General features: G+C 71.3%; 22 protein-coding genes and 2 tRNA genes. 7 read left to right on the top strand and 17 right to left on the bottom strand.

Annotation, left to right across the window (positions count from 1 at the left end):
* Positions 1–126: 126 nt before the first annotated feature.
* Positions 127–546, top strand: a complete 420-nt coding sequence (locus tag ACZ5XZ_RS03830) for a Fur family transcriptional regulator (RefSeq protein ID WP_468974318.1) — start codon at positions 127–129, stop codon at positions 544–546.
* A gap of 160 nt (positions 547–706) precedes the next feature.
* Here ACZ5XZ_RS03830 and ACZ5XZ_RS03825 read toward each other — a convergent pair.
* The 4 genes from ACZ5XZ_RS03825 to ACZ5XZ_RS03810 form a co-directional block, all read right to left on the bottom strand.
* Positions 707–780: transfer RNA gene (locus ACZ5XZ_RS03825), tRNA-Met, on the bottom strand.
* Positions 781–941: 161 nt separating this feature from the next.
* Complete coding sequence (locus tag ACZ5XZ_RS03820; protein ID WP_468974316.1) at positions 942–2792, bottom strand: sel1 repeat family protein; 1851 nt, start codon at positions 2790–2792, stop codon at positions 942–944.
* A 207-nt stretch (positions 2793–2999) separates the two neighbouring features.
* Positions 3000–3073 (bottom strand) — tRNA-Met (locus ACZ5XZ_RS03815).
* 110 nt (positions 3074–3183) lie between these two features.
* Positions 3184–6072: a UPF0182 family membrane protein gene (locus ACZ5XZ_RS03810; protein WP_468974895.1), complete on the bottom strand. Its 2889-nt coding sequence runs from the start codon at positions 6070–6072 to the stop codon at positions 3184–3186.
* 136 nt (positions 6073–6208) lie between these two features.
* Between ACZ5XZ_RS03810 and ACZ5XZ_RS03805 the strand changes: the two genes are divergently transcribed.
* A complete protein-coding gene (locus ACZ5XZ_RS03805) occupies positions 6209–6763 on the top strand; it encodes a PPA1309 family protein (protein WP_468974314.1) in 555 nt (184 codons plus the stop codon).
* 93 nt (positions 6764–6856) lie between these two features.
* On the opposite strand, the gene ACZ5XZ_RS03800 is transcribed toward ACZ5XZ_RS03805, so the two are convergent.
* The 4 genes from ACZ5XZ_RS03800 to ACZ5XZ_RS03785 form a co-directional block, all read right to left on the bottom strand.
* Positions 6857–7954: a YlbL family protein gene (locus ACZ5XZ_RS03800; protein ID WP_468974312.1), complete on the bottom strand. Its 1098-nt coding sequence runs from the start codon at positions 7952–7954 to the stop codon at positions 6857–6859.
* 124 nt (positions 7955–8078) lie between these two features.
* Positions 8079–8270 carry a hypothetical protein gene (locus ACZ5XZ_RS03795; protein WP_384439165.1) on the bottom strand — a complete coding sequence of 64 codons (192 nt, stop codon included), beginning with the start codon at positions 8268–8270 and terminating at the stop codon, positions 8079–8081.
* A 171-nt stretch (positions 8271–8441) separates the two neighbouring features.
* Entirely contained in the window at positions 8442–8924 is a 483-nt protein-coding gene (locus tag ACZ5XZ_RS03790; RefSeq protein ID WP_468974310.1) for a molybdenum cofactor biosynthesis protein MoaE, read from the bottom strand.
* A gap of 103 nt (positions 8925–9027) precedes the next feature.
* Entirely contained in the window at positions 9028–10179 is a 1152-nt protein-coding gene (locus ACZ5XZ_RS03785) for an SDR family oxidoreductase (protein ID WP_468974308.1), read from the bottom strand.
* A gap of 191 nt (positions 10180–10370) precedes the next feature.
* Between ACZ5XZ_RS03785 and ACZ5XZ_RS03780 the strand changes: the two genes are divergently transcribed.
* Entirely contained in the window at positions 10371–11834 is a 1464-nt protein-coding gene (locus ACZ5XZ_RS03780; RefSeq protein ID WP_468974306.1) for a zinc-dependent metalloprotease, read from the top strand.
* Entirely contained in the window at positions 11831–12361 is a 531-nt protein-coding gene (locus ACZ5XZ_RS03775; RefSeq protein WP_468974304.1) for an NUDIX hydrolase, read from the top strand. Before ACZ5XZ_RS03780 ends, ACZ5XZ_RS03775 begins: the two co-directional genes overlap by 4 nt.
* Before the next feature lie 66 nt (positions 12362–12427).
* On the opposite strand, the gene ACZ5XZ_RS03770 is transcribed toward ACZ5XZ_RS03775, so the two are convergent.
* From ACZ5XZ_RS03770 to ACZ5XZ_RS03755, 4 genes are all read right to left on the bottom strand, one after another.
* Entirely contained in the window at positions 12428–13186 is a 759-nt protein-coding gene (locus ACZ5XZ_RS03770) for an AIM24 family protein (RefSeq protein ID WP_468974302.1), read from the bottom strand.
* A gap of 20 nt (positions 13187–13206) precedes the next feature.
* Positions 13207–13890 carry an AIM24 family protein gene (locus ACZ5XZ_RS03765; RefSeq protein ID WP_468974300.1) on the bottom strand — a complete coding sequence of 228 codons (684 nt, stop codon included), beginning with the start codon at positions 13888–13890 and terminating at the stop codon, positions 13207–13209.
* 11 nt (positions 13891–13901) lie between these two features.
* Entirely contained in the window at positions 13902–15608 is a 1707-nt protein-coding gene (locus ACZ5XZ_RS03760) for a TerD family protein (protein WP_468974298.1), read from the bottom strand.
* Between the two features lie 112 nt (positions 15609–15720).
* Entirely contained in the window at positions 15721–16347 is a 627-nt protein-coding gene (locus ACZ5XZ_RS03755) for a M48 metallopeptidase family protein (protein ID WP_468974296.1), read from the bottom strand.
* Between the two features lie 189 nt (positions 16348–16536).
* Here ACZ5XZ_RS03755 and ACZ5XZ_RS03750 point away from each other — a divergent pair, with 189 nt between their 5' ends.
* Together ACZ5XZ_RS03750 and ACZ5XZ_RS03745 are read left to right on the top strand one after the other, a co-directional pair.
* Complete coding sequence (locus tag ACZ5XZ_RS03750) at positions 16537–17652, top strand: ThiF family adenylyltransferase (RefSeq protein ID WP_468974894.1); 1116 nt, start codon at positions 16537–16539, stop codon at positions 17650–17652.
* Positions 17653–17708: 56 nt separating this feature from the next.
* Positions 17709–19103, top strand: a complete 1395-nt coding sequence (locus ACZ5XZ_RS03745) for an ABC1 kinase family protein (protein ID WP_468974294.1) — start codon at positions 17709–17711, stop codon at positions 19101–19103.
* A 16-nt stretch (positions 19104–19119) separates the two neighbouring features.
* Here the strand turns inward: ACZ5XZ_RS03745 and ACZ5XZ_RS03740 are convergent, their stop codons facing one another.
* The 5 genes from ACZ5XZ_RS03740 to ACZ5XZ_RS03720 all read right to left on the bottom strand — a co-directional run bounded on the left by ACZ5XZ_RS03740 (position 19120) and on the right by ACZ5XZ_RS03720 (position 23023).
* Positions 19120–19320 carry a hypothetical protein gene (locus ACZ5XZ_RS03740; RefSeq protein ID WP_468974292.1) on the bottom strand — a complete coding sequence of 67 codons (201 nt, stop codon included), beginning with the start codon at positions 19318–19320 and terminating at the stop codon, positions 19120–19122.
* Positions 19321–19422: 102 nt separating this feature from the next.
* Positions 19423–19740 (bottom strand): hypothetical protein, encoded by a 318-nt coding sequence (locus ACZ5XZ_RS03735; protein WP_468974290.1) that lies wholly within the window; start codon positions 19738–19740, stop codon positions 19423–19425.
* A complete protein-coding gene (locus tag ACZ5XZ_RS03730; RefSeq protein ID WP_384439129.1) occupies positions 19737–20090 on the bottom strand; it encodes a WhiB family transcriptional regulator in 354 nt (117 codons plus the stop codon). The genes ACZ5XZ_RS03735 and ACZ5XZ_RS03730 overlap by 4 nt, the downstream gene beginning before the upstream one ends.
* Positions 20091–20207: 117 nt before the next feature.
* Positions 20208–20534, bottom strand: coding sequence for a hypothetical protein (locus tag ACZ5XZ_RS03725; protein WP_468974288.1), 327 nt, complete (start codon positions 20532–20534; stop codon positions 20208–20210).
* 146 nt (positions 20535–20680) lie between these two features.
* A complete protein-coding gene (locus ACZ5XZ_RS03720) occupies positions 20681–23023 on the bottom strand; it encodes an ATP-dependent DNA helicase UvrD2 (RefSeq protein WP_468974286.1) in 2343 nt (780 codons plus the stop codon).
* A 125-nt stretch (positions 23024–23148) separates the two neighbouring features.
* Between ACZ5XZ_RS03720 and ACZ5XZ_RS03715 the strand changes: the two genes are divergently transcribed.
* A complete protein-coding gene (locus ACZ5XZ_RS03715) occupies positions 23149–23394 on the top strand; it encodes a mycoredoxin (protein ID WP_361314866.1) in 246 nt (81 codons plus the stop codon).
* Positions 23395–23579 lie beyond the last annotated feature (185 nt).

Here is a 23579-nt window from a genome sequence, read left to right as displayed (position 1 = left end):
GGCTTGCGCCGAACCCGATCCTACATTGGACAATGTCTAAGTCAAGAAGCATACGAAAGTCGTACGCAATCCGGTGATGGACCGGCCACTGCTACCCTGGCTCTATCTGACTGATAGGTGATTGGCATGAGTGACCTGCTGGAACGGCTCCGGGGACGCGGCTGGCGGCTGACCGCGCAGCGACGCGTCGTCGCCGAGGTCCTCGACGGGGACCACGTCCACTACACCGCCGACGAAGTGCACGCGCTGGCATCCGAACGACTCCCGGAGATCTCCCGCGCCACCGTCTACAACACCCTGGGCGAGCTGGTCTCGCTCGGCGAGGTGATCGAGGTGAGCACGGACGGCCGGGCCAAGCGCTACGACCCCAACGCCCATCACGACCACCAGCACCTCGTCTGCTCGCGGTGCGGCACGATCCGCGATGTGCACGTCCAGGGCGACCCGCTGTCCGCCCTCCCCGAGCCGGAGCGCTACGGCTTCCAGGTCTCCGAGGTCACGGTGACCTACCGGGGCATCTGCCCGCACTGCAGCGGCACGCACTGACGCACGGCGAGCCCGCCCCCGTTCCGGCGGGCCACGCCGCACTCCGACCCGAGAGCCCGCGCCCCTCCGGCCGCGGGCCCTTCCGTGCGCCCCGCGCCATAACGGCCCGCAGACACGACGAAGGCCCGGATTCCATGGAATCCGGGCCTTGGCCTGTGAGTAGCGGGGACAGGATTTGAACCTGCGACCTCTGGGTTATGAGCCCAGCGAGCTACCGAGCTGCTCCACCCCGCGTCGTTGTGGGTTTACTCTAACCCCAGCGCGACGACCAGCGCAAATCCCTTTCCCAGCGCCCGGGAGCCGGCCCGCGAACCCGGGGCTTCCGGGCTCCCCACAGGCCGGCAGGGCGGGCCTTCCGAACCGTCCGGTCCGGCCCCCGCCCCGGAAGGCCCGCCCTACGCGCTGAGCTCGTCCTGGAGCGCGGCTCGCAGCCGCGCCGCGCGCTCCGCCACCTCCGGCGGCCCCAGCTCGACGGCGCGCGCACACCAGGCCTGCGCCTCCGCGAGCGCGCCGCGCCGGGCGGCGATCAGCGCCAGCCGCAGGGCGGCCCGGCCGTGCCCGCCCTCGGCGGCCCGCTGCCACCACAGGGCCGCCTCGGGGAGGCTGCCCTCGCGGGCCAGCAGCAGCCCGAGGTTGAAGGCGCCGTTGCGGCTGCCGGACTCGGCTGCCGTGCGGTACCAGTCCGCGGCCTCGGCGAGCTCGCCCCGAGCCGCCGCGAACATGCCAACCCGGACCTGGGCACGGCGATGGCCCTGCCGGGCGGCCCGCTCGTACCACTGCATGCTCTCGTCGTCCGCCGCCCGCTCACCGTCGGCCAGCCCCTCACCCGCCGCCGCGGCCCTGCGGTCCAGCAGGTCCGCGAGCCGGAAGGCCGCCTCGGCGCTGCCGCCGCCGGCCGCACAGCGCAGATTGCGCTCCGCGCGCTGGAGCTCGCCGTCCCGCAGCTGCACGATGGCCACCTGCAGCGCCGCCTCGGTGTGCCCGGCCGCGGCCGCCCGCTCGTACCAGGTGTGCGCCATCCGCTCCTCGCCGCGCCCGGCGAAGAGAATGCCGAGGTTGAACGCGGCATCCACGCTGCCCGCCTCGGCCGCCTTGGAGAACCACGGCTCGGCACCCGAGGCGTCGCCGCGCTGCAGCAGCAGGATGGCCAGCGCGTTGGCGGCCTCGCGGTGCCCGGCGTAGGCGGCGCGGCGGTACCACTGCTCGCCGCGCCCGGCCCGGCCCTGCCGGGCGCACAGCAGCCCGATGTTGTAGGCCCCGTTGACGTCCCCGGCGTCCAGCGCGACGCGGTACCAGCGCTCGGCGCTCTGCAGCTCGCCGCGTTCGGCGTGCAGTGCGCCCAGCGCGTTGGCGGCGTTGCCGTCGCCGTCCTGGGCGGCGCGCCGCCACCACTCCGCGGCGCTCTCCTCGTCGCCGGCGTCACGCAGCAGGTAGCCCAGCGCACAGGCCGCGCGCGCCTCACCGTCCTTGGCGGCGGACAGGTACCAGCGGCCCGCCTCCTGGACGTCGCCGCGGTCCTCCAGGAGCGCGCCCAGCTGCAGCGCCGCCCTGCGGTGGCCGCGCGCGGCGGCCTGGCGGTACCACTGCTCGGCCTCCTCCTGCTGGTTCAGCTCGCCGTACGCGGTGGCCGCCCGGCGGTCCGCGTCGCGGCCGTCCTCGATCAGCCGGGCGAGGCGGTAGGCGGCCTCGCGGTGGCCGCGCTCGGCGGCGGCCCGGAACCAGCGCTCGGCGCCGCTGTCGCCGCGGTGCTCCAGCAGGTCGGCGAGGGCGTACGCACCCAGGCAGTGGCCCGACTCGGCGGACTGGCGCAGCCAGTACTCGGCGGCCGGCTCGTCGCCGCGCTCGCGGTAGTGCCGGCCCAGGGCGTGCGCGGCGGCGGCGGATCCGGCGACGGCGGCGATCCGCCACCAGCCCGCCGCCTCGTCCCCGTAGCCGCGCTGGTGCAGCAGAACGCCGAGGTTGTTGGCCGCGGCGCGGTCCCCGGCGGCGGCCGCGGAGCGCAGATGCGGCTCGGCGCCGTCGAGGTCACCGCGGCGCAGCAGCATCGCGCCGAGGGCGCTCATCGCGGCGGTGTCGCCCGCCTCGGCCGCCCGGCGGCGGCCGGTCTCGGTCACGGCATCGGACGCTTCGGCGGCCTCCGCGGCCTCCATCGCGTCCATCTGCAGCTCGGATTCGCGCCCGTCGTCGGGCGCATGCACAAACCGGTCCGTCTCCAACAACCTTGCCTTGTCCCCCATAAGACCCATCGTCGCATCACCTGTAACCCGCGTACACCTGGTATACCGCAGCCAGTGAGGTCACTTCAGCGGTTTGTCGACTTCCCGACACGACGACTTGTCAAACTCAAGCACACAGGTTCCCTACATAGGCCGCGCGACCCGGCCTTCCTCAGGATCGACCCGAACGCATGACGAAGGCCCGGATCCGTTCGGATCCAGGCCTTCGGCTTTCCGTAGCGGGGACAGGATTTGAACCTGCGACCTCTGGGTTATGAGCCCAGCGAGCTACCGAGCTGCTCCACCCCGCGTCGTTGTGCCATCAATCTATCACGGCAGAGGACCGGCCCTGGCAGTGGCCAGCCCCGCGGCCTCCGGTTGCGCACCGGCGGCCGCGGGGCCCGGGGATCACCGAGGCGGCTCAGCCGCCCGACTTGCCGCCCTTCTCGGACGCCTTCGCGGCCCGGTCCAGCGCGGCCTTGAGCTTCTTCTGGGCCTCGCCGTAAGCGCCCCAGTCGCCCGCCACGCGCGCCTTCTCGCCTTCCTCATAGGCCTTCTGCGCGTCGGACAGGGCCTGCTGCACCGTCTGGTTCGACGGCGGCTGCTGGCCGGTGTCACCGCCGCCCGGCGGCTTCTCCGTACCCGAACTGGGCGCCTTCTTCCCGAAGACCACGTCCAGCGCGTCCTTCAGGGAGTCCTCCAGGACCGGCTTGTTGTCGCCGTAGCTCACCAACACCTTCTTCAGCAGGGGGTAGTTGGTGTTGGCACCGCGCAGGTACACCGGTTCGACGTAGAGCAGTCCGCCGTCCAGTGGCACGGTCAGCAGATTGCCGTACTCGATCTCCGAATCGCCGAACTTCTTGAGGATGTTGAGCTCATTGGCGATGACCGGATCGGAGTTGAACTTCGACTGCACCAGCTGCGGACCGGGGACCGGGGTCTGCGCGGGCAGTTTCAGCAGCCTGATCTTGCCGTAGTCGCCGCTGGTCGCATTGGCGTCGACGGCCATGAAGGCGCCGAGGTTGTCCTTCTTGTTCGGCGTGAAGGTCGTCGTCAGCGAGAACGTCTGGTCCTTCTGGTCCGGCATCTTCATGCTCAGGTAGTACGGCGGTACCGCGTTGCCCGACTTGGTCGTCGGGTCGCTGGGGATCTGCCAGCGCTCGGAGCCGGTGTAGAAGGTCCCCGGGTCCGTCACGTGGTACGTGGTCAGCAGCTGGCGCTGCACCTTGAAGAGGTCCTGCGGGTAGCGCAGGTGCTCCTTGAGCGCCGGGCTTATGGCGCTCTTCTTCTCGACCGTGCCGGGGAAGGCGTTCATCCAGGTCTTGAGGACCGGGTCCTTCTCGTCCCACTGGTAGAGCTTGACCGAGCCGTCGTAGGCGTCGACCGTCGCCTTGACGGAGTTGCGGATGTAGTTGACCTGGTTCTGCTGGGCCACCACCGCCCGCTGCCCGTCGGTGAGCGAGTCGGCCGTGGTGTCCCCGAGCGTGGTGCGCGAGGCGTACGGATAGCCGTCGCTGGTGGTGTAGGCGTCCACGATCCACTTGATCCGGCCGTCGATGACCGCCGGATAGGCGTCGCCGTCGATGGTCAGCCAGGGGGCGACGGACTCGACGCGCTCCTTGGGCGTGCGGTTGTACAGGATCCGCGAGCCGTCGCCGATCGCGCCGGAGTAGAGGATCTGCGGCTCCCCGAAGGCCACCGCGTACGCGGCGCGGTTGATCGGGTTGGCGAGGTTGACCCCGCTGTCGCCCCGGTAGCTGTAGCTCTTCTCGCCGCTGTCGTCGGAGTAGTCCAGCTCCTTCTGCGGACCGCCGACGATGGAGTACTGCGTGGTCTTCTCGCCGTAGTACACCCGCTGCTCGTGCTTGGGCAGCTGCCCCTTGGAGGGCAGATCCGACTCGGTGTACTTCGGACCGCCGCCGTCGGCGGCCTCGGTGCCCTTCGCGGCGACCGCGCCATAGCCGTGGGTGTACTTGAAGTGGTCGTTGATCCAGTTGCGCTCGGGGATGCCGGCGATGTTCAGCTCGCGCAGACCGATGACGGTGTCCTGCTCGGCGCCGTCCTGGTCCTTGTACCGGTCGACGTCGAGGGTGGAGGGGAACTGGTAGTACGCCCGCACCTGCTGCTGTTGCTGGAAGGCCGGCGAGACCACGTTCGGGTCCAGCAGCCGCATGCTGGCGGTGGTGTCGGCGTCGTCCCGCAGCCGCTGGCTGTCCTCCTTGCCGGTGGGCTTGTAGTTGCCCTTGTACGGCGTGACCTCGGCGTCCTGGATGTCGTACGCGTCCCGGGTCGCCTTGATGTTCTGCTTGATGTACGGCGCTTCCTTGGCCTGCTCGTTCGGCTGGACCTGGAACTTCTGCACGATGGCCGGATACAGCCCGCCGATCAGGACCGCCGAGAGCACCATCAGACCGAAGCCGATCACCGGCAGCTGCCACGTGCGCCGCCAGAGCGTCGCGAAGAACAGCACCGCGCAGATCGCCGCGATGAAGAACAGGATGGTCTTCGCCGGGAGGTAGGCGTTGGCGTCCACATAGCGCAGGCCCGCCCAGTTCTCGGCCGACTTCAGGCCGCTGGACTTCACCGCGAGCCCGTACCGGTCGAGCCAGTACGCGATCGCCTTGAGCGAGACGAAGAGGCCCAGCAGCACCGACAGATGGCCGGTGGCCGCGGCCGTCGCCCGCGAACCGGGGCTGGTCAGCCGCAGTCCGCCGTAGAGGTAGTGCGTCAGCGCGGCGGCCACCAGGCACAGCACCGCGCAGGCGAAGCCGAAGCTCAGCAGAAAGCGGTACCAGGGCAGGTCGAACGCGTAGAAGGAGACGTCCATGCCGAACTGCGGGTCGGTCTTGCCGAACGGGACGCCGTTGACCCACTGGAGCCATGTGCGCCACTCACCGGAGGCGGAGGCGCCGGCGATCAGACCGACCACCGCCGTGATGGCGATCAGCGCCCACTTCTTGAAGGGCGCGATGCTCATCCGATAGCGGTCCAGGCTCTGCTGCTCCATGGACATCGCGCTCAGCGGCGGGCGCAGGCGGTGCGCCAGCCAGATGTTGAAGCCGACGGCCACGGCCATCAGGACACCGAAGACGACGAAGAGACCGATCTTGGTCGTCAGGGTGGTGGTGAAGACCGAGGAGTACTTGACCGAGCGATACCACAGCCAATCGGTCCAAAATCCCGCAAACATCACGAAGAGCATGGCCAGCACGGCCAGCACACCCAATGTCATGAGCAGGGTCCGGATCCGCCGCGATGGTCGGCCGACTCTGATCCGTGGCCCTGTCGGGCCTCCGCCGCGGTCCGGCATCTGGAAAGCCAAGGTGCGCACCTCGAAGTTCGCTGTCGTGTGGAGCAGGCCCGGCGATAGTAGGACCCACTGATGCAACTTACGAAGGCTTTACTCGGTTCCCGATTTCCGGGGTGGACAAGGCACGATGTTGAGCATGACCAACCTCCCCGTTGACGGCACCCCCCTCGCCGCCGACCCGCTGACCCGCGCGGTGCTCGAAATCGATGAGTACAGCGCCGGGCTCGGCTGGGATCAGCCCGCCCGACTGTTCGCCCTCGTCGACACCGCCAAGCTGCGTGCGCAGGAGCCCTCGCTCGCCGCCCAGCTCGGTATCGACGACTCCACCACCGCTTCCCTGACCCCCGTGGAACAGGACGAGATCCCGGCCGGCGTGCCGCTCGACGAGTTCCTCGGCACCATCGCCTGGCCGGACGCCGTCACCGGCTGCGCGCTGACCGTGGAGCGGCTGATGCTGCCGCCGTCCGCCGAGGACTCCGAGCCCGAGGGCATGGACGAGGCCCAGCTCGCCAAGTGGGTCGCCGAGCACCCGGACCGCCAGGAGGTCCGGATGACGGTGGCCGTACTGCGCGACGGCTCCCGCGAATCGGCGCTGCGCCTGCGGGAGAAGGACTCCACCGCCGAGGTTCTCACCGGCGCGGCGCTCGTACCGGGCCTCGCCGACGCGCTCGCCGCGACCTTCGAGGCCTGACACCACGACGGCACGTACCGACCCTGGGGCGTCTTCCCCGAGGAAGCCCTCCCTGGGGAAGTCCTCCCGGGGGAAGGCGTCCTAGGACACTCCCTAGGACCGGCCTGCCGGGCTGCAGCTCGGCAGGCCGGCGAGGTCGCCCTTGCGGATCTTCTCCAGCGCCTTGACGGCGTCGCCTATCGTGTCGACCTTGACCAGGCGCAGCCCGCGCGGGGTGTCCTTGGCGGCGGTGGCGCAGTTGTCCTTCGGCGTCAGGAAGAACTCCGCGCCCTTGTCGCGCGCACCGACGGTCTTCATCGAAATGCCGCCGATCGGGCCGACCTTGCCCTTGTCGTCGATCGTGCCCGTACCGGCCACGAACCTGCCGCCCGTCATGTTCCCGGGCGTGAGCTTGTCGACGATGCCGAGCGCGAACATCAGCCCGGCGCTCGGGCCACCGACGTCGGCCAGCTTGATGTCGATGGGGAACGGGAAGATGTGGTCCACGCTGGCCTGGATGCCCACGATGGCGCGGCCGTCGTCGGCCTTCTGGGTCGTGATCGAGATCTGCTCCGTGCCGGCCGCGGGCTTCTCGCCCCGCTTCTCGGCCGCGGCCGCCTCCTTGGCGGGGATGACCGTGAAGACGACCTTCTCGCCGGGCTTGTGCTGGGTGACGAGCTTGGCGACGTCGCCCGCCTGCTTGACGACCGTGCCGTCCACCGCCTTGATCACATCGCCCGCGTGCAGCCGCCCGTCGGCCGGCTTGTCCTTGACGACGGAGCCGACGACGGTCTGCGTGCCGACCGGCACGTGCAGCTGCTTGAGGGCGGCGGCCTTGGCGCTCTCCTGGGACTGGCTGAACTCCTCGGCGTTCTCCTGATCGGCCTGCTCGGCCGTCTGCCCCTCGGGGTAGAGCGTCTTGTGCGGCACCACGGCGCTGTCGTGGTCGAGCCAGCCGTAGAGCGCCTCGAAGAGGTTCATGGTGTAGTCGGGGCCGGTGACCCGGACCGTGGTCATGTTCAGGTGACCGGTCGTCGGGTAGGTCTTGCGCCCGGAGATCTGCAGCACCGGCTCGCCGTCATGATCGCCGAGGGTGTTCACCGTCGGCCCCGGAGACATCTCCGCGTACGGCACGGGGAACAGCACCCCCGCGCAGAGCAGCGCGATCAGCATCAGGAACGAGGCGAGCAGCGTCGCGGTGCGGCGTGGCATGGAACGACAGTACGGGACGGGTATGACAACCGGCCCGCGGGGCCGTCCGTCCGAGGTCGAACACCTGCCCGCACGCAGACGCGGGCAGCCGCCCGCCGCTTGCTGCTGCTACGGCTGACGGAGTTCAGACCGAGTCGGAGGCGGCCGGAGCCGGCTCGGAAGCGGAATGCTCCCTTTCCATCGCGTCACGGAACCGGGCGTAGCCCGCGAGTTCCGCCACATCGCCGGATTTGCGGTGACGCAGGGCCCAGCTGCTCCAAACTGCGGCGATCAGCCCGGCACCAACCGGAATCAACAACCACAGGAGCGCACCCATCAGCGACCTCCCAACCCCTTGCACGACCGCAATCGACGAATAAGCAGATTAACCATCTGCCAGGTCAACGCTCACGCCAGGGGGCGGGTTACGCAACCGGAACGTGCGACACCGGTTCGGCCCCGCGTTCGAGCACCGTCGCCTCGGAGCAAAGGGCCGCCGCCCCCGTACTTATGAGGCTCCTACCCATTCCTCGGTTCCATCCACGAACATCTGGTGCTTCCAGATCGGGACCTCGTGCTTGAGGTCGTCGATCAGCCTGCGGCAGGCCTCGAACGCCTCGCCCCGGTGCGGGCAGGACACCGCGGCGACCACGGCGAGGTCACCGATGCTCAGATCGCCCACCCGGTGGACGGCGGCCAGTGCCCGCACAGGGTACTCGGCGACGACCTTCTCGGCGATCCGGCGCATCTCCGCCACGGCGGTCGGGTGGGCGGAGTACCCCAGGTGATCGACGTCGGCGCCGTTGTCGTGCGAGCGGACCGTGCCGACGAACAGGGCCGTGCCGCCGGCGGCCGCGTCCCCCACGGCCGTGAACACCTCGTCCAGCGACAGTGCGGTGTCGCGGATCTCCAGGAGCCGGATCGGGTCCGCCGAGGCCCGCTCACCAGGGTGGTCGCGGCCGGGCGTCGAAGGGGAAGGCGTGCCAGACATACCTCCATCGTGCCGTACCGCGAAGGCACAGGGAATGGCGGTTTCCACCGGTCGTCCCGGCAGCCGTATGGAGACTCCTCCAGGCCGGCGGGCCCTGTGCCGCTCAGATGCGCCGGCGGGCCTTGCGGGCCCGCCGCACCAGCGCGGCGGTTCCCAGGAGCGCGACGGTGGCACCGGCGGCACCCGCGGCGGTGGCGTCCTTGCGGCCCAGCCGGCGGCCGGCGACGGTGTGCCGTCCGGCGACCTCCTCCAGAAGCTCGGCGAGCACCTCCTCGTTCGTCCACCGGGGCCGCCAGCCCGCGTCGTGCAGCCGGCTGCCGCTGACCACCCAGGGGTGCATCGTGTAGGCGAGGTCCCCCGCTGGCGACGGCGTCAGGCCGATGCGGTGCAGCCGGGCGGCGGCGCCCAGGGCCACCGAGGACGGCAGCTCCATCCGCCGGATGCCGGACAGCTCCTCGACCTCCTCCTGCTCCAGCCAGCCGTCGCAGCCCACCGCCAGCTCGCCCTCGACCTTCTCCAGGGCCGCGTACTCCAGGGCGCTGACCAGGTCCTCGACATGGCAGAACTGCCAGGCGGGACGGGATCCGGCGACGACCAGGAGACGGGGCGACTCGAAGTAGCGGGTCAGCGCGGTGTCGGTGCCGCCCACCAGGACGGTGGGGCGCAGCACGGTGACGTTCAGGCCCGGGTGCGCGCGGGGCGCGCGGCGCGCCAGGTGCTCGATCTCCAGGAGGTCGCCGACGCCGGTGGCGTCCGCGGTGGCCCGCAGCTCGGCGTCCTCGGCCAGCGGAACATCGTTGTCGGGCAGCGCCCCGTAGACCATGGCGGAGGTGCACAGCACCACCCGGTGGACGCCGGCGGCCGCGGCGGCGGTGAGCACGGTCTGGGTGCCGCGCACGTTGTAGGCGGTCCGCGCCGTGTCGTCGCTCCCCAGGTCGAGGTCGAGCGCCAGGTGGACCACGACGTCCGCGCCGCGCAGCTTGTCGGCGATCGCGGGGTCGCGCACGTCCAGGACGTGCCAGTGCGCCTCGGCGACGTCGCCGCGCCGCTCGTCGATGGCCACCACCTGCTTGACCTCGTCGGAGGCGACCAGGGCGCGGGTGAGCTGCGCGCCGACTCCGGACGCGGCTCCGGTGACGGCGACGACGGGCCGGCGCAGCGGCCGGTCGGGGGCGCCGCCTGCGGTGTCGCCCGCCTTCTCGGTCTGGGCCGCAGCGTTTCGCGCTGCGCGAACGGTCGGATCTGGGGAACTCACCGGGCGTCTCCAGCGGTTGTCTTCAGTGCGGACGCGTCATGACGCGTCCGCACCAGGTGGCTCCATCCTGCCGCAGCCACCGGGACAGCGAAGCACCGAGCCCCGAAGCGGTCCGGGTGTCTACGCTGGAGGTGATGTCGGGCAGCCGCCGTCGGCCACCTGGTCGGCGGCCCTACGAGCCGAGGAAACCCGTGAGTGACACCCCATTTGGATTCGGCCTTCCGCCGGAGGAGCCGGAGGACGGCGACAACGGCAAGAAGAAGGGCGGCCAGGGAGGTAGCCAGGGCCCCGCGGACCCGTTCGGGTTCGGCGGCGGGAGCGGCGGCGCGGACAATCCGTTCGCGGCGCTCTTCGGCGGCATGGGCGGCCCTGGTGGCGAAATGAACCCTGGCGATCTGGGAGCCGCCTTCCAGAAGCTCGGCCAGATGCTCTCGTACGAGGGCGGCCCGGTGAACTGGGACATGGCCAAGGACATCGCGCGGCAGACCGTCGCGCAGGGCGCCGAGGACGGCAGCAAGGACGCGAGCCTGTCGCCGGGCGAGCGCGTGGCCGTGGAGGAGGCCGTGCGGCTGGCGGATCTGTGGCTGGACGGTGTGACGTCGCTGCCGTCGGGCTCCGGCTCGGTGGTGGCCTGGAGCCGTGCCGAGTGGGTCGAGGAGACCCTGCCGGTGTGGAAGGACCTGGTCAATCCGCTCGCCGAGCGCGTCGGGTCGGCCATGGGCGATGTGCTGCCCGGGGAGATGCAGGCCATGGCGGGCCCGCTGCTCGGGATGATGCGCTCCATGGGCGGCGCGATGTTCGGCACCCAGATCGGCCAGGCGCTGGGCGTCCTGGCCGGCGAGGTCGTCGGATCGACGGACATCGGCCTGCCGCTGGGACCGGCCGGCAAGGCCGCGCTGCTCCCGGGGAACATCGCCACGTTCGGCGAGGGCCTGGGTGTGCCGGCGGAGGAGGTGCGGCTGTACCTGGCCCTGCGCGAGGCCGCCCACCAGCGGCTCTTCGCCCATGTGCCGTGGCTGCGCTCGCATCTGTTCGGCGCCGTCGAAGGCTATGCGCGCGGCATCAAGGTCGACACGACCAAGCTGGAGGACGTGGTCGGCCAGATCGACCCGCAGCATCCGGAGGAGCTGCAGAACGCACTGCAGCAGGGCATGTTCCAGCCCGAGGACACCCCGGAGCAGAAGGCCGCGCTGGCCCGGCTGGAGACCGCGCTGGCGCTCGTCGAGGGCTGGGTGGACGCGGTGGTGCACGCCGCCGCCAAGCCGCATCTGCCCTCGGCGGACAAGCTGCGGGAGACGCTGCGGCGGCGCCGGGCGAGCGGCGGCCCCGCCGAGCAGACGTTCTCGACCCTGATCGGTCTCCAGCTGCGTCCGCGACGGCTGCGGGACGCCTCGCGGCTGTGGGCGTCGCTCACGGACGCGCGGGGCCTGGACGGCCGCGACGGCCTGTGGGAGCACCCGGACATGCTGCCGACGGCGGCCGATCTGGACGATCCGGACGGTTTTGTGCACCACGAGCAGCCGGACTTCTCCGAGCTCGACAAGATGCTCGGCGAGGCCGCGAGCGGCGGTCGGCCGGATCTGGGCAAGCCCTCCCAGGAGGGCGACGGTCCCGATGCGGCACCGGACGAGAGCAAGGGTGACGACGGCAAGTGAGTCTGCACGCGGATGCGGCGCGGGTGCTCAAGGAGTGGCCCGCGCCGTCGCCCGATCAGGAGCGGCTTCGGCTGGCGTACCTGGATCACCTCGCCGCCCATCAGGACGGCATGTGGAAGCCCTGCAAGGACGGGCATCTCACGGCGAGCGCGCTGGTGATCGACCCGGCCGGCGGCCGGGTGCTGCTCACCCTGCACCGCAAGCTGGAGATGTGGCTGCAGATGGGGGGCCACTGCGAGCCCGAGGACGCCTCGCTGGCGGATGCGGCGCTGCGTGAGGCGCGCGAGGAGTCGGGCATCGCCCAGGGGCTGACGCTGCTGCCCGCAGGCCCGGTGCGGCTGGATCGCCATCACACGCCCTGCGCGGTGCATCTGGACGTCCAGTACGCGGCGGTGGCGCCCGAGGGCGCGGTGGCGGCGATCAGCGACGAGTCGCTGGATCTGCGCTGGTTCGCCTACGACGAGGTGCCCGGCGTCGCCGATGCGTCGGTGGTGCGCCTGGTGGAGCGCGCCCGCGCGTTGCTGTAGAAGACGGCGGCCGCATCCGGCGCCCGCCCGTGGCCGAGCGGGCGCCGGATGGGTGCCGGCGGCGGGTCAGTTGGTGAAGATGTTGCCCTGGTTCTGTCCCCGGGCGCCCTGCTGGCCCATGCCGAACTGGGCCGCCACACCCGAGCCGATGACGGCGTTCTGCGGCGGCAGCAGCTCGCTGGGCTGGACCAGCGCATAGCCCTGGCCCAGGAAGCTCAGCTCCCAGCCCTCGCCCGTGTTGCCGCGTCGCCGCCACACGCCGGAGGAGTGGGTCTGCGCCTGCATCTGCACCCGCAGCGAGGCGGACCAGGCGACCACCGCGTCGGCGTCGGCGTTGACGTACTTGTCCGGCGTGACCTGCAGCATCAGCGGCTCACCCGAGGTCATCAGGGCGACCTTGCCCTGCCCGGAGATGTTGAGCTGGTACTTGCCGGTGCCGGAGATGCCGTACTGGCTGTCGACGGAGACGGCCTCCCAGTGCAGGCCGGAGTCCAGCGCCAGGACATAGCTGCTGTCGACGGTCAGGCCGTCGTGGTCGACATCGACGACATGCACGTACTGGGCGAGGTTGGCCAGATAGACCGTGCCCTGCCCGGAGACGCGCATCAGGTCGAGGCCCTCGCCGGAGTAGGCACGGGTGCGCTGCTGCCCGGGCGTCTGGTAGGTGCCGTCGAATTCGAGCAGCCCCTGGTAGGCGACCATCGACCCCTTGCGGGCCAGGACGTCCTCGTGGCCCTGGAGGGCGACGCGCAGCAGCTGGTTGTTCTGCAGGGCGTAGCGGTCCTGGGTCTGTGCCTCGGTGAAGGCGAAAAGCGGACTCTGCATGGCGTGTTCGGTCCTCCCCCTCAGCCCCGGGCCCGGAGCCGGTCGGTGCTGTCCTCGCTGGGCTGGACGACGACGAACCCCTCGCCGGAGAAGCCGAGTTGGTACGCCTCGCCACTGCCGCGCCCGATCATCGAGGACGCCTTGAAGCTGCGCTTGCCCTTCATCTTCAGGTTTGTCGACCAGGCGACCAGGGCGTCCGGGTCCACATACGTCTCGTCCTCGCCGCGGCCGCAGTCGACGACGATGGGCGTGCCCCGGGAGGTCAGCGCGACCCAGCCGGTGCCGGAGATCCCGACGTTGAAGAGTCCCTGGCCGGCGAACTTCGCCATGCCCTTGACGCGCTGTACGCCCCACTGGAGGTGCGCGTCGAAGGCGAGGAGGTTGGTGCCGTTGACGGAGAGCGAGTCGCCGTTGAGGTTGATGCAGACCACGTCGGCGCCGTAGTCGGCCAGGTAGAGCAGGCCGTCGCCGGAGCACTTCATCAGGGGGGCGCCCTCGCCGGTGAGCCACTGGGAGGCCATCTGGCGGACGGCGGGCGGGTTCGGCTCGTACTGGACGAAGCCTTCGTAGGCGACCATCGAGCCGGTGCGTGCGAAGACGTCCTGGCCGCTCTGCATGGCGATCTTCACCATGGCGCTGCCGTGGTTCTCCATGCGGGCGGCGGGCGGGGTCGGGACGTAGCCCGACAGCTGCTGTTGGTTCATGACGGGCTCCCTCAGACCTCGTAGGGCTGGACGACGATGAAGTTGCCGGGCGCACCGCGGAACTGGAGGTTCACGGTCTCCCCGGAGTGGCCCGGATAGGCGTGCCGGCGCAGGCTCACCTGGCTGGAAATGATCACCTGCGAGGCGGCGGACCAGGCCACGATGGCGTTGGAGTCGGCGAAGGTGGTCGGCGTGACCGGCAGCACGACCGGGGTGCCCTGGGTCTTGACGACGAGGGTGCCGGTCCCCTGGAACTGCATGGTGAACAGGGCGCCACCGGGAATGCCGTGGCCCTCGATCCGGCGGACCTCGTGCTGCAGCGACTCGTCGAAGGCGAGGACGGACTCGGCCGACACGCAGATGGCGTCGCCCTGCAGCTCGATGGGGTGCACATGGGCGCCGTTCTCCGCGAAGAAGACCTGGCCCTGGCCGGTGCAGCGCATCAGCTGCATCTCCTGGCCGGTGGCGTTGCCGACGATCCGGCCGCGGAAGCCGGCGCCCTTGTAGCCAAAGTCGACCTTGCCCTGGTAGAGCACCATGCTGCCCTGGCGGGCCAGCACCGGCTGGCCGTCGACACCGAGGTCGACGCGGATCAGCTTGCTGTTCTGCGGTGCCCAGCGCTGGCCGGTGGGGGCTTCCTTGTACTTGTCCAGTACGACGCCGAGGCCGGGGCCGCCGCCCTGGGGAACCGCGGCCTGGCCGCCGGGATAGGGGGCGCCCGGCTGCTGTCCCGGCTGGCCGTACGGGGCGGGCTGGCCCGGGAACTGGCCGGGCTGGCCGTAGGGGGGTGCCTGCGGGGCCTGCTGGCCGGGGAAGCCGCCGGGCGCGGGCTGCGGCTGGCCGTACGGGTCCTGACCGGGTGTCGGATGGCCGTAGGGGGCGGGCGGCTGCTGCCCGGGCGGCGCCACCGGGCCGGGGGGCGGGGCGAGCGGCGCGGCGATGGTGGGCGCGCTGTGCACCTGCGGAGCGGCCGGCTGCGGGGCCTGCGGCGCGGGGGCCTGCGGTGGTGCCGCCGGGGGCGCTGCCTGTGGGGCGCCCTGCGGCGGGCCGAACTCCGGCGCGGGCTGCGGCGGTACGGGCGCGGCGGCGGGCGCGGCGAAGGAGGGGGCGGGGGCGGCCGGTCCGGACGGCGGCGCGAAACCGGGCACGCCCTGTGCCGGGGCGGGCGGCTCGGGCTGCGCCTCGGCCTCCTCGGCGACCTCGCCGCCGAAGTTCTTCAGCAGCGCCTCCAGGCCGCCGTCGAACCCCTGGCCGACCGCGGCGAACCGCCAGACGTCCTTGAGGTAGAAGTCGCCGAGCATGACGGCGCGTTCCGTGCTGAACTCACTGCCGGTGAAGGAGTAGCGGGCGACCTCTTCACCGCCGGCCACGATCCGGATGTAGCCGGGGCCGATCTGCGAGACCTGGCCCGCGCCGTCGAGCGCGGCGGTGAAGGAGAGCTTCTGGATGTGCGGCGGGATCTTGTCGAGGGTGACCCGGAAGGACTCGCTGTCGCCGGCCTGCGCGCCGAGCAGCTGGACCGACTCCTCGGGCGTCTTGGGCTGGTTGAAGAAGATGAAGTACCGGTCGTCGGAGAGCCGCTCGTCGGCGTCCAGACCGAAACAGCTGATGTCGAAGGTCAGGCCGGGTCCGGCGATCTGCACGCCGACGTACAGATCCGTTCCCGCCGTCAGATCACCGATCTTGGCCTTGTGGCCCCGCTGGAATTCCCTGGCCATACGTAACGACCGTCCCCCGCTCCCGCTGTGAGTTCGTCTGCGTCGCCAGGCTAACCGCTGGCACCGACACCGAGCGATGCCGGGGCGCACCGGAAATTTACGCGGCCCGCCGCTATTCGGCGCGGGCGGCGGGCAGATGGGGCAGCCGGTCGGCCGCGACCACTCCTTCCAGGTAGCCGCGGGCCCGCTCCGTACGGGGGTAGGACTCCAGCAGGCGCCAGAACCGGGGGCCGTGGCCGGGGACGAGCAGATGGGCGAGCTCGTGCAGCAGGACGTAGTCGATGACGTACTCCGGCATGCCCTGGAGGCGGTGCGAGAGCCGGATGCTGCCCTCGGCCGGGGTGCACGATCCCCAGCGGGTGTTCTGATTGGTGACCCAGCGCACCGACGCGGGCCGGGCCCGGCCGTCGAGGAACTGCTCCGACAGCCGCTCGGCGCGTTCGGCCAGCTCGCCGTCGCCGAGCATCCGCTTGCTCTCCTGGGCGGCGAGCTTGTCGAGCATGACGGTCACCCAGCGCTGCTCCTCGGCCTCGGACATACGGGCCGGAATCAGGACAACCGTGCGATCTCCCTCGCGATACGCGGAGACCGTTCTGCGCCGGCGCGAGCTGCGGCGCACCTCGACCGCGCTCGTGCCCGACCCACGGGCCTTCGGGTTCGGGTCAGCCCTTCGCGATGTGTCAGCGGCGCGGCGCAGGGGTGTCTCCCCAGAGCCGTGAACGGGAGGGTCGGCGGGCACGCGCCCGACGTTACCCGCTGGCCCCGCGGGAAGTCCCGCCCCGCGAACGGTTCGCCGCTGAACCACTCCATGCGCGGACGCTTGTATGACTCATCCCTCCCCTGCCTGTGGATAACTTCGGCCCCGATCCGCCGCAGGGCGCATGCTGAAGGCCGGACGACGAGGACGGGGGCGGATGGCATGCATCCGATGCTCAAGCCCGCGCTGCGGCGCGGATGGCGGGACAGGGAAACGGTCCGGTTCGGGGTGGCGCCGGCCCATGCGATGGTGGTCGGTCCGCTCGACACGGCGACCGGCAGCTTCCTGTCGCTGATCGACGGCACCCGCACCATGCGGCAACTGATCGAGGAGGCCGCGTTACTGGACCTGCCGCCCGAGCACGCGCGGGGGGTGGTGGACCGGCTCGGCGCCGCCGGATTGCTGGAGGCGCCCACCGCGGGCGGCCCGGCGGCCGGCGCCGTACGGGCCGACCACCCGGCCTTCGAACAGCTCCGGCCCGACCTGGCCTCCCTCTCGGTGCAGCACCGGGAGCCGGCCGGCGCGCTGGGCCGGATGGGGGCGCGCCGGGCGGTCCGGGCCCGGGTCAAAGGAGCGGGACGGGTGGGCGCGGCGATCGCGGCTCTGCTCTCGGCCTCCGGGATCGGCCGGGTGGAGGTGTTCGACGGCGGCAAGGTCACGCCCTGGGACGTGTCGCCCGGCGGGCTGCCGGCCGAGCGGATCGGTGAGCAGCGCAAGGAGGCCGCCGAGCGGCTGGTCCAGCAGTCCTCCCCGTGGAGCCGCCGGCCCCGGCCGAGGGTCCCGGTCAGCGAATCCGGCGAGCCCGGGCTGTCCCTGGTGGTGCTCGCCCCGCGTGACGGACTCGGCGCGTACGCCCCCGACCCGGTGCTGTCCGAGCCGCTGCTCACGGCCGGAATCCCGCATCTTTACGCGGGCGTGATCGAGGGCACGGGTGTGGTGGGTCCGTTGGTGCTGCCCGGTGGTTCCGCCTGCGCGGGCTGCGACGAGCTGCGCCGCACGGACGCGGAGCCGGCCTGGCCGCGGCTGCTCGCGCAGTGGCGGTCGGGGCGCGCGTCGCCCGCGGTGCCGGCCTGCGACGCGGCGCTGGCGTCCGCGGTCGCGGGGCTGGCCGCCGTCCAGGCGCTGACGTTCCTCGACGGTGAACTCCCGCCGTGCACAGGGGCGCGGATGGAGCTCCCGCTGCCGTGTGCGAGCGTGCGCACGGTGCGGATCGAGGCGCATCCGGAGTGCGGGTGCGGCGCCGCCGCTTCGCTGACTGCGGCGGGCACCTCGGATCCTCGGCCATGACACGCCACAATGATGGAGTAACCCCGGTTGGGGGACAGTGTGAGTTGGAGGGGCGCATGTCTGATCTTCCCCGCAAGGCGGTCACCCGCACCGCCAAGCTGGCCGCGCTGCCACTGGGGTTCGCCGGCCGTGCCACCTGGGGCCTGGGCAAGCGGATCGGCGGCAGATCCGCCGAGATCGTCGGCCGCGAGCTCCAACAGCGCACCGCGGAACAGCTCTTCAAGGTGCTCGGCGAGCTCAAGGGCGGCGCGATGAAGTTCGGGCAGGCACTGTCCGTCTTCGAGTCGGCGCTGCCGGAGGAGATCGCCGGTCCTTACCGTGCCGCCCTGACGAAGCTTCAGGAAGCCGCGCCGCCGATGCCGACGAGCACGGTGCACTCCGTCCTCGCGGAGCGGCTCGGTGAGGACTGGCGGGAGCTGTTCGAGGAGTTCGAGGACAAGCCGGCCGCGGCGGCCTCGATCGGGCAGGTGCACCGGGCGGTCTGGCACGACGGCCGCGAGGTGGCGGTCAAGGTGCAGTATCCGGGGGCGGGTCAGGCGCTGCTGTCGGATCTGGCGCAGCTGAGCCGCTTCGCCCGGCTGCTGGGGCCGTTGATCCCCGGTATGGACATCAAGCCGCTGATCACCGAGCTGCGCGACCGGGTCTCGGAGGAGCTGGACTACTCCCTGGAGGCGCAGGCCCAGCGGACGCACGCCGAGGAGTTCGCCGGTGATCCGGACGTGGTGGTGCCGGCCGTGGTGCACCAGTGCGACCAGGTGCTGGTGACGGAGTGGATGGACGGGGTGCCGCTGTCCGAGGTGATCTCGCACGGCACCGACGAGCAGCGGGACCGGGCCGGTCAGCTTCTGGCCCGCTTCCTGTTCTCCGGCCCGGCACGCACCGGCCTGCTGCACGCCGACCCGCACCCGGGCAACTTCCGGCTGCTGGCCGGGGACTTCCCGGACGGGCCCGCCGAGCAGTGGCGACTGGGCGTGCTGGACTTCGGCACCGTCGACCGGCTGCCCGACGGGCTGCCGCCGACGATCGGCGCCTCGCTGCGGATGACGCTGGACGGCGAGGCGGACGAGGTCTATCAGCAGCTGTGCCAGGAGGGCTTCGTCAAGGAGTCCATCGAGCTGGATCCGGACGCGGTGCTGGAGTATCTGCTGCCGATCATCGAGCCCGCTCAGGCGGACGAGTTCACCTTCACCCGGAGCTGGATGCGCCAGCAGGCGGCCCGGGTCGGCGATCCCCGCTCCCCCGCACACCAGTTGGGCAAGCAGCTCAATCTGCCGCCCGCGTATCTGCTGATCCACCGAGTGACCCTGAGCACGATCGGGGTGCTGTGCCAGCTGGGCGCGACGGTACGGCTGCGCGACGAGCTGGAGGCGTGGATGCCCGGCTTCGTGCTGGAGGAGGAACCGCCGGCCCCGGACGTCACCGAGGAGGCCGTCGAGGAGACCACGGCCTGAGCCCGCCGGGCGGGTCTCACCACCAGCTCGAATCCAGGCGTCCCTCGATCGCCCGGATGTGCGCCCGTGCGCACTTGTCGCAGAAGTAACGGCGTTCGCCGTTCTCCACGGAGCAGGTCCAGGTCGGCGGAGCGCCCTCGGCGACCGCGCCACAGCCGGCGCACACCGTGTGCCCGTCGGCCAACTCCGCCTGTTCATGCGTCTTCCGGTCCACCATCCGACGATATCCCCGCCAACCCCGCGAAGCCGGATACAACGCACCGCGGGGCCCGCCCTGTCGGACGGGCCCCGCGGTGGAGGACGGTGTCAGGGCACCGCCTTACTGCATCACGGCCATGGCCAGCGCACGGCGGGCCCGGAGCGACGCGCGCTCGGCCCGACGCTGCATGCGCCGCGCGGCGGCGAGCCGATGCGCCCTGCGTTCGGACTCGGCTTCCCGCAGCCTTTCATGCATATGCGCACGTGCCAGGGCTTCTGGGATGAGTTGCATGGCGAGGTTCCTGTTCTGACGCGACTCGATCACGTCGGCGTTCGCGGGGACGGGGGTGTCGGTGAAGGTGGAGTTCATCGTGGGGTCCTGCTTCTTGGGATCCCGTGTGACGGGACGGTCGATCGTTCCTGTTCCGATGGTGTTCATGCCGCGACCGGGTTCTTGCGCGGACGGCCACGCGGACGCTTCCGGGGCACCACGACGCCCTGGACGAAGAGTTCGCCGCCCCAGACGCCCCACGGCTCACGACGGTCCTTGGCGCCGGCGAGGCAGGCCTCACGGACCGGACAGGTCTGGCAGAGCGTCTTGGCGTACTCCACGTCGGCCGGGGACTCGGCGAAGAAGACCTCGGGGTCGTAGGTGCGGCACGGGACGGCAGCGCCGAGGCGGTCGATCTCGTCGTCGAGCTCGGTGAGGGGCAGCAAGGGGTTCTCCTGGAGGTCGGGCGGAGGGATCAGGTCGGTGGCTACGGACGGGGTGTGCGTCTGCAGTTGCACGGTGTGTGTTCCTCGTCTGTTTTGGCCCGGTGGTGGCGGGCGCATTGGGCAAACAAAAGGGCCGCGGATCCCGGTGTGGGTTCCGCGGCCCTGGAAGGTGCCGACCTGATCTGCCGATCAGGCTGGATCTCTCCAGGGTTCGAGGCCGCGGTAGGCCCACATTTCATGCTGCTTCTGGTACTGCTTCCGGGATTCGGCACCATTGGCCGCCGCGAAGGCGAAGGCATTCGCCTCAGCCGCCACTGCTACTGCCGCAGGTGCCTCGGTCGGTCGCGCGGTGCGCTCACTGCGCGTCAGCACAGCGAGGGACTCGGGGCGCGCGACCTCGGTACCGGACAGGCGGCCGAAGCCGGACATACCGGTGCCACGGAGCGAGGAGCCGAGCGGGCAGGTGGCGACGACCGAGAGATCGGTCATTTTGTTGGTCTTAATGAAGCTGATCACTGGGCTCGCCTCCTCTCGGCGTCTCGGTGGAACGGGAGATCCCGTTCCAGGGTGTTCAAGTACAGCACGGATCCATCGGATCTCGGAAAGTTTCCGTTGTCTCCGTTGCTCCCGAAGGCTATGGGGATGCGCTCCGCGTGCGCAAACTATTTTTCCGACGAGTTTTCCGCGGGGCCTTCGGACGGGTCTCCCGAGGCCCCCACGAGCTCCTCGCCGGCACAGATAGCCAGCACATCGCTGCCGTAGCGGTCGAACTTGCGCCGCCCCACACCTGAGATGACCGCAAGCTCCGATTCGGTTCCCGGAACGGCCTCCGCGATCGCCATCAGGGTCTTGTCGGTGAAGACGCAGTAGGCGGGCTGCCGGGAACGAGCTGCCTGCTCGGCCCGCCACTCGCACAGCCGCTCGTACAGCGCCTCGTCGAGCTCCGAGGGGCAGTCCTCACACCGCATCAGCTTCATCTCGCCGGCGTCCGTCAGCGTTCTGTTGCAGACCCTGCAGCGGGCCGGGCGGCGGTGGGCGGGGCGCCTGGCCACCGCCGTCGCCCCGTCGCCGCGCTCGACGCCGCCCGTGGCCGTGCCCGACCCCCGGCGCCCGGCGACCGCCCCGGAACCGGGGCGCAGCCCCCGCAGGAAGCGGCTGGCACCGCGCGAGGCCCGTCCACCGGGAGAGCGAGCCAGCGACCAGGACAGCCCCAGATGCAGACGGGCGCGGGTCACGCCCACGTACAGAAGCCGGCGCTCCTCCTCGATCTGCTCATCGGTCCTGGCGTAGGTGATCGGCATCATGCCGTCGGTGAGGCCAACCAGGAACACGGCGTCCCACTCCAGGCCCTTGGCGGCGTGCAGGGAGGCGAGCGTCACACCGTCCACCGTCGGGGCGTGCTGGGCGTTGGCCCGCTCGTCCAGCTCGGCGACCAGGTCGGCGAGCGAGGCCCCGGGCCGGGACCTGGCGAAGTCCTCGGCGAGCCGTACGAGGGCCGCCAGGGACTCCCAGCGGTCCCGCGCCGCGCCCGAGCCGGCCGGCGGCTCGCCGGTCCAGCCCATGTCGCTGAGCACCGCCCGCACCTCGGACGGCAGATCCACCGCGTCGTCCAGCAGCGTGTCGTTGGCCCCGAAGCGGGCGGCACCGCGCAGCTTGATGCCGGCCTCGCGCACCTCGGGCCGCTCGAAGAACCGCTCCGCGCCCCGCAGCTGATACGGCACTCCGGCATCGGCCAGCGCCTGCTCGTAGACCTCGGACTGGGCGTTGACGCGGAAGAGCACCGCTATCTCGCCGGCCGGCACACCGGAGGCGATCAGGTCCCGGATGCGGCGGGCGGTGCCCTCCGCCTCTGCGGGCTCATCGGCGTACTCCGTGTACACCGGCTCGGGTCCGGCCGCGCGCTGCGAGACCAGCTCCAGGCGGTGCTCGGCGGCGCGCCCCTTGGCCTGGGAGAGCAGGCCGTTGGCGAGGTTCACGACCTGCGGGCTGGAGCGGTAGTCGCGGACGAGCTTGACGACCGTGGCGTTCGGATGGCGGGTGCGGAAGTTGAGGAGGTGGTCGGGGGTGGCGCCGGTGAAGCTGTAGATCGTCTGGCTGGCGTCGCCGACCACGCAGAGGCTGTCGCGGTCCCCCAGCCACAGCTCCAGCAGCCGCTGCTGGAGCGGGCTGACGTCCTGGTACTCGTCGACGACGAAGTGCTGGTACTGGGCGCGGACCTGTTCGGCGATGTCGTGCCGGTCCTGCAGCACGCCGACGGTGAGCAGCAGCACATCCTCGAAGTCGATGGCGCCCCGGTCGCGCTTGAGCTGCTCGTAGGTGCCGTAGATCTGCCCGATCTCGGCCGGGTCGCGAGGAGCCTCGCGCGCGGCCTTGGCGACCGCGGCCGGGTAGTCGGCCGGCACGGTCTGGGTGACCTTGGACCATTCGATCTCGGCGGTGACATCGCGCAGCTCGTTGCGGTCGAGCCGGACGCGACAGCGGGCGGCGGCCTCGGACACGAGCTGGACCTTGCGCTCCAGCAGCCGCGGGACCTCGCCGCCGACCGCCTTCGGCCAGAAGAACTGCAGCTGCCGCAGGGCCGCGGAGTGGAACGTCCGGGCCTGGACCCCGCCGGCGCCGAGCTGGCGCAGCCGGCCGCGCATCTCGCCGGCCGCGCGGGCCGTGAACGTGACAGCGAGCACACTCGCCGGCTGCAGGATCCCGGCCCGCACGCCGTACGCGATCCGGTGGGTGATCGCCCGCGTCTTGCCCGTGCCGGCGCCGGCCAGCACACACACCGGACCGTGCAGAGCCGTCGCGACCTCGCGCTGCTCGGGGTCGAGCCCGTCGAGCACCCCGTCGGCCGAATCAGGCACCGGCGGGAAGAGAGAGGAGTCCGTTGCTGCTGTCACCCCGCCATGCTGCCAGGTCCGCTGAGGCGCCCGGGACGGCTGTCCACAGCCGCAGGGGTGCGGTCGTACCCGACGCGGCCGCTGTGGACGGCCGGCGACGCGCGCCGGCGGCATGCCGGAGACTGGCTGCGTCGGCGGTTCCGCGAGGCCGGGAATTGCCGGGGCCCGATGTGCGTTGTGCTGCTTGGCCGCGCCGAGTGGGCGGTATGGATCACGACTGACAAAGGAGCGCGGGGCACATGGCGGGCACTGTGACGATGTACAGCACGACCTGGTGCGGCTACTGCCGTCGGCTGAAGGGCCAGATGGACCGTGAGGGAATCGCGTACACCGAGATCAACATCGAGCAGGACCCGGAGTCCGCGGCGTTCGTGGAGAAGGCCAACGGCGGCAACCAGACGGTGCCGACCGTGCTCTTCGCCGACGGTTCGACGCTGACCAACCCGTCCCTGGCGCAGGTCAAGCAGAAGGTGGGCGCGGCCTGAGAGCCGGCCGCGGCGCGTTCCGGACGCACCGCCTGGAGAACCGGGCACGCCCGGCATGAGCCCGGCCGGCTCGGCATGCCCGTCCGGCGTGGCATGAGCCCGTCCGGCTCGGTGTGAGCCAGACGGCCCCTGGGAGTGTGTCCGGCTCGATGCGAGGAGACCGAACGAACGCAGGGAGTGCGTCC

The sequence above is a fragment of the Streptomyces sp. NPDC033270 genome, from assembly GCF_055576575.1.
The sequence above is the reverse complement of the archived record's forward strand: the minus strand, read 5'-3'. Positions and strand labels throughout refer to the sequence as shown.